This is a genomic window from Microcystis sp. M49636_WE2 (assembly GCF_030065375.1).
In the GTDB taxonomy this organism is placed as follows: domain Bacteria; phylum Cyanobacteriota; class Cyanobacteriia; order Cyanobacteriales; family Microcystaceae; genus Microcystis; species Microcystis aeruginosa_C.
In genome coordinates, this window is sequence record NZ_JASJFG010000757.1 from 1 (window position 1) to 5472 (window position 5472).

A 5472-nucleotide genomic window follows, 5' to 3' on the forward strand; every position below is an offset into this window, starting at 1 on the left:
ACTGCTTTGGGATAACGGGTGATACGCTGAAAATCGGCGAGAATTAATCCCAATCCCATGCCTAACATTAAAACGCCTAGGCCAACGGGTAAGAGGATATTAGTAAAAAAGTCGGCTTGCATGGGATAAAAGCGGAGAAGATGAGCTTATTTTCCCATAAATTGACTGGTTTATTCGTGTCCCTAGTTACCGATTTTGCTGACTAAAAACCCCCGGTGTGCAGGGGAGATTAAATTGCAGGAGAAATCCAACCTTGGCGATTTTAGTCCAGTTTCCCTTGCCGATCCGGGATGATATTCTAGTCATACTTCAGTTGCTTGGTGGCAACCATGGGATCACAGCTAGGGAACTGCTGATGCGACTGCCACTTTTGACATCAGCAATGCCTAGGGAATTTTGCCGCAGGACTTCCATCAAGAATAACGAGGGAAAATTTTCCTTCTAAATCCCACAATCCTTGAATTCCCTACCGTTGATAAATTGCTAGGGTGACCAAGGTGGTAGATTTTTGGTGAACGATAGGTGAGTTTTTGCAGAGTTTTCCCTTCTCGATCGAGGGGCAGTTTTCTGTCATCTAAGTTGTGTGTAAACATAGCAACCCTCCAGATCTCTACAGTTCTATTGTACCTTTATTTCTGGTTCGAGTGCTGGGGACTGTAATAATGTGTATTGTTCGTCAGAGAAGACTCAACCTTTGTTTGTTTTAAACAGGGTTTGCTGAAAAACTTTTTCAGCAGACCCTATTTAGTCATCGATTAGCTCTTTGTCCATTAGCAGATCGCATTGTTGTCCTCGAAAACGGTAAAATTAGCGAAGTAGGAACCCCTGCAGAACTGATGAGCAAACGAGGACAATATCACCTTATGTTTACCCGTCAAGCTAATAGTTATCAATAACCTGAGTTCCCGATTTTGCCGACTAAAAAACCCCCAGTGTTCAACCGAGGTTAAATTGTAGGAGAAATCCAATCATGAGGATTAAACCTCTTGCATAATTAATTTTTGATGGTTCAAAAACGGCAAAAATAAGGATTAAATTGCATAAAATTTGTAAATAGACCATTTAATTGATTATTATTCATTCTTAATTCTCCTGACTACTGACTCCTAACCCTAACAACAATTTTTGATTTTTACAAGAGGTCTATTTTAGTCCAGTTTCCCTCTCTCGCTCTGGAGTGAGAGAATAGTCATAATTAGTTTTTTTGTCCCGATCGAGAGTATTTTCTGAGATAGATCATTGCCGATCTGGGGATAAAAAACCGTAATTTTGCCCGATATAACCTTTTATTTGCCCCTATGACTGTCAAAATCGCTCTTAACCCCAATCAGATTCAAAATCTCGATCTCTCATCCTTAGAGACTATTATTCAAGATTATCGGTCCCGATCAGCGATCGCCGAACTAGAACAAGCTCTACAATTAGAGATAGATTATCCTCGCGCAGAGGGTGATATGCGGGAATTATCGGAGATACCGGAAGTTAGGCTGTGGTTTCTGCGTTTAGATGCGGTTTATCCCTGGTTAATCTTTATTCTTGACCCAAAACAGGGAGAAATCGCCCGTTATGCTGCTATGTTGGTCCCCCATCAATTCCATCGCGGGGAAGGAATTCAATATAATCCCGAAGCTTTGGAGATTTTTGTGATGCAAAAACTCTTTATTTTGTCTGATTGGCTGAAAAGTCAGCAAATTCCTGCTTTATCTCGCTTAAAATTTTTCGCTCAACAGTTTGGTTACGATATCGACGAGGAATTTCTCTCTAGTCTCTAAAGGCTTCCTGCGCTGACTAGATAGGGTATGTTTAATATATGGCAAGTTACTGTCTCGCCCAATTTAGCGCCACTAATACCCCTATCAGAGAATCATGGATACAAAATCCTTTAAACGCACCCTACAGCAATCGGATAACTATAACCGCAAGGGATTCGGTCATAAAGAGGAAGTAATGGATGCGATGACCAATGAGTATCAAAGCGACCTGATCCAAAAAATTCGTGAAAATAATTATCGTTTAGAACGGGGTGACGTGACTATCTATCTCGCTCAAGCTTTTGGTTTTTGTTGGGGGGTAGAACGCGCTGTTGCTATGGCCTACGAAACTCGTCAACATTTTCCCCAGGAACGTATCTGGATTACTAACGAAATTATTCACAATCCCTCGGTTAATCAGCGTCTGCGCTCCATGGCCGTGGGTTTTATTCCGGTGGAAAATGGCCAAAAAGACTTTAGCGTGGTGGAATCGGGGGATGTGGTGATTTTACCCGCTTTTGGGGCCAGTGTCTCGGAAATGCAAATACTTAACGATAAGGATTGCATGATTGTGGACACCACTTGTCCCTGGGTTTCTAAGGTGTGGAATTCCGTGGAAAAGCACAAAAAAAGCGACCACACTTCGATTATTCACGGCAAATATAATCACGAAGAAACGATCGCCACTAGCTCTTTTGCTGGCACTTATCTGATCGTTTTAAATTTGGCTCAAGCTAATTATGTCGCTAATTATATTCTCCACGGTGGCGATAAAAACGAGTTTTTAGAGAAGTTTAAAAATGCTCATTCCCAGGGTTTCGATCCCGATCGCGATCTAGATTATATCGGTATTGCCAATCAAACCACGATGCTGAAAAGTGAAACGGAGGAAATTGGCAAACTCTTCGAGCATACTATGTTGAGAAAGTACGGACCGCTCGATTTTAAAGATCATTTCATGAGTTTTAATACCATCTGTGATGCCACTCAAGAGCGTCAAGATGCCATGTTTGAACTGGTGAAAGAACCGCTTTCTTTAATGGTGGTAATTGGCGGTTATAATTCCTCTAATACCACTCACCTACAGGAAATAGCGATCGAGCGTGCCATTCCCTCCTATCATATCGATAGTGCCGAGCGCATTCTCCCCGGTAATCGCATCGAACATAAACCTTTAGGGGACGATTTAATTATCACCGATAACTGGTTAAATGAGGGAAAAATTGTCGTCGGAGTGACTTCTGGTGCTTCCACTCCTGATAAGGTGGTAGAAGAGGTAATCGAGAAAATTTTTGCGTTCAAATCTTCTTTAGTCTCTCCGTAATTAGCCTAGGTGTGTTAGCCTTTGGCAATGGCTGCATCTCAATTTTGGAGAAATATCTATGGCTCACCATCAGTTATTTTTATCCGTGGGATTGCTGACAAACTGACGTTTGGGTTTACCATTATCAGTAGAACCGTTCGGCTCTTCTCGTTTCTGTCTGGAAGGAAGAGCAGATATTTTCCTAAAAACGGCGGGTTTTATCGATTCCGTAGATAATTCCCGTCACCACGGAAGAGAGAATTAATAACAAAATTAATCCTCCGGGTAAAAAAGATAATATTCCCATGCCGCGCAATATATAAACTAACACGGTGACTAATAGGAAACCGAAAAAAAGAGACTTTAAATAACTAGAGCGCATTTACTTAGATTAACAGTTCCTATTGAGTTAAGTTTAACTTTTCGGTAATCATTGCCAGAATTTTTTCTTCCCTTTTTCCCTTACTGATAGATTCCAGTAAACGGCGATTGAGAATAATTTTTTCCCCGTTGGATAAGGTTAAAATAATCCGTCGGTAATTAGACCCTAAAAAGCCTTTGTACTCTTCTACTTTTGCCTCAACAATTCTCTCTAGAAGATAATCACTTTTACTTCTAAAAGTTAAATGTTGTCGCCTACGGGTTAGGGTAGCGGTACCCTGATTAAAGACATAACTCTCCCGATAGCTGGCATCATAAAGTAACAATAGACCAGACAATAAGCATAACATACCCCAAAGATAATAGGGATAATTATGGTGGTGTTCTAGCAGTGATGAAAAGGTATCTAGGGGACTTTTGGCAATAATTTCCTGAGCTTGATATCTATTCACAAAACTCTCAAATCGGGTTTTAAAATCACTAGCTGACTGCACATCTCGAAAATTCTCGATGTAGAGATGGTTATTTCTCCCGACCAATAAAACCGTGTTATTAACAGTTTTTTCCTGCTCAACACTGATAAAAACTTCTTGATAGACAGCCGTAGCTTTAATGTGAGTCAAAGAAAAATTTTCCCGACTAGAAACAGGAAAATTATACTCTTGGACATATTGACAATCTATTCTTTTTGTGCTTAACCTAATGCAGTCGAGATAAGCGCGCTGGAAAGAAACCAAATATGCTAAAAAGAGCAAGGGAACCCCAGCCAGAAAAAAACCCAGAAAAGGACGATATTTAGGAGCCTTATTCTCTAACAAGAGTGTAGTCAGCGTTTTTTGCTTAACTCGCATAGGAAATCCTACAGGTACTTTGTTCTAATTGTACTACAGCTTTTTTCAGCATCCTTCTCAGGATCGATTTATTTAATCTGCTGACCGGGAAAATTGTAATGATTATTCACGAAAATCTGACATCAGTCTCTAGACTGGCTCTATCTTGACCTTTTTTGTTCTGGTTTGGCACGGTAAAACCCTGTTTATCGAGTTTTTGTAAAGCTTTTGCGGTTTTTTGTTTATTGTTTGTATTTAAAGTAAATGTATAAACAAAGCTGTTTTTATAAGTTTTTATCAATTTCATAAACTCTATAAGCTCTAAAAAATTATTTATCTAATTTTTACGCTTTAAATCTCACTCTAGCTATAGCAGATAAAAATTGAGCCTCTTTCCAAGGAGTGGGTAGATGGTTAATAATGGCGATCAAAGCACTGATAAACAAACTCACCATTCAAGCGCAAATTTAGGAGAACTTCCATGCCTTTAACACTCGCAGTCTACGGAAAAGGTGGCATCGGTAAATCGACAACAAGCTGTAATATTTCGGCCGCTTTAGCCAAAAGAGGCAAAAAAGTCCTACAAATAGGCTGTGACCCCAAGCATGATAGCACCTTCACCCTGACAGGCTTTCTGATTCCCACAATCATCGATACCCTACAAGAAAAAGATTTTCACTACGAAGACATCTGGCCCGAAGACGTTATCTATGACGGTTACGGTGGAGTCAAATGCGTGGAAGCGGGTGGCCCTCCGGCCGGTGCCGGTTGTGGCGGTTACGTCGTCGGGGAAACGGTGAAATTATTAAAAGAATTGAACGCTTTTGATGAATTTGACGTGATTTTGTTCGATGTTTTGGGGGATGTGGTCTGTGGAGGATTTGCCGCTCCCTTAAATTACGCCGATTACTGCATAATTGTCACAGATAACGGCTTTGATGCTCTTTTTGCCGCCAATCGCATCGCCGCTTCCGTCCGCGAAAAAGCGCGCACCCATCCCCTGCGACTAGCCGGATTAATTGGCAATCGCACCTCAAAACGGGATTTAATTAATAAATATGTGGACCATGTTCCCATGCCAGTGTTAGAAGTTTTACCCTTAATTGAAGATATTCGCGTCTCCAGAGTTAAAGGTCAAACTCTCTTTGAAATGGCCGACAAGGATCCGATGTTAAGTTATGTTTGTGACTATTATCTCAACATTGCC

At 40.8% G+C, this 5472-nt stretch carries 5 protein-coding genes and 1 pseudogene; 3 read left to right on the plus strand and 3 right to left on the minus strand.

All coding sequences use genetic code 11. The annotated features are described in order from the left end of the window. Positions 1-122: pseudogene (locus PX484_RS17345) on the minus strand (bile acid:sodium symporter family protein); the annotation flags it as partial. Between the two features lie 1176 nt (positions 123-1298). Between PX484_RS17345 and PX484_RS17350 the strand changes: the two are divergent. Together PX484_RS17350 and PX484_RS17355 are read left to right on the plus strand one after the other, a co-directional pair. Further along, on the plus strand, positions 1299-1772 hold the full coding sequence (locus tag PX484_RS17350; RefSeq protein WP_287657353.1) for a CRR6 family NdhI maturation factor: 474 nt from the start codon (positions 1299-1301) through the stop codon (positions 1770-1772). A 94-nt stretch (positions 1773-1866) separates the two neighbouring features. Further along, positions 1867-3075 (plus strand): 4-hydroxy-3-methylbut-2-enyl diphosphate reductase, encoded by a 1209-nt coding sequence (locus PX484_RS17355; protein WP_287765052.1) that lies wholly within the window; start codon positions 1867-1869, stop codon positions 3073-3075. Between the two features lie 181 nt (positions 3076-3256). Here PX484_RS17355 and PX484_RS17360 read toward each other — a convergent pair whose 3' ends face one another. Continuing rightward, positions 3257-3436 carry a hypothetical protein gene (locus PX484_RS17360; protein WP_002800951.1) on the minus strand — a complete coding sequence of 60 codons (180 nt, stop codon included), beginning with the start codon at positions 3434-3436 and terminating at the stop codon, positions 3257-3259. 19 nt (positions 3437-3455) lie between these two features. Further along, entirely contained in the window at positions 3456-4286 is an 831-nt protein-coding gene (locus PX484_RS17365; protein ID WP_002800950.1) for a hypothetical protein, read from the minus strand. Between the two features lie 460 nt (positions 4287-4746). On the opposite strand from PX484_RS17365, the gene bchL reads away from it, so the two are divergent. After that, positions 4747-5472, plus strand: a 726-nt coding sequence (gene bchL / locus PX484_RS17370) for a ferredoxin:protochlorophyllide reductase (ATP-dependent) iron-sulfur ATP-binding protein (protein WP_288104916.1), incomplete at its 3' end; no start/stop codon positions are given.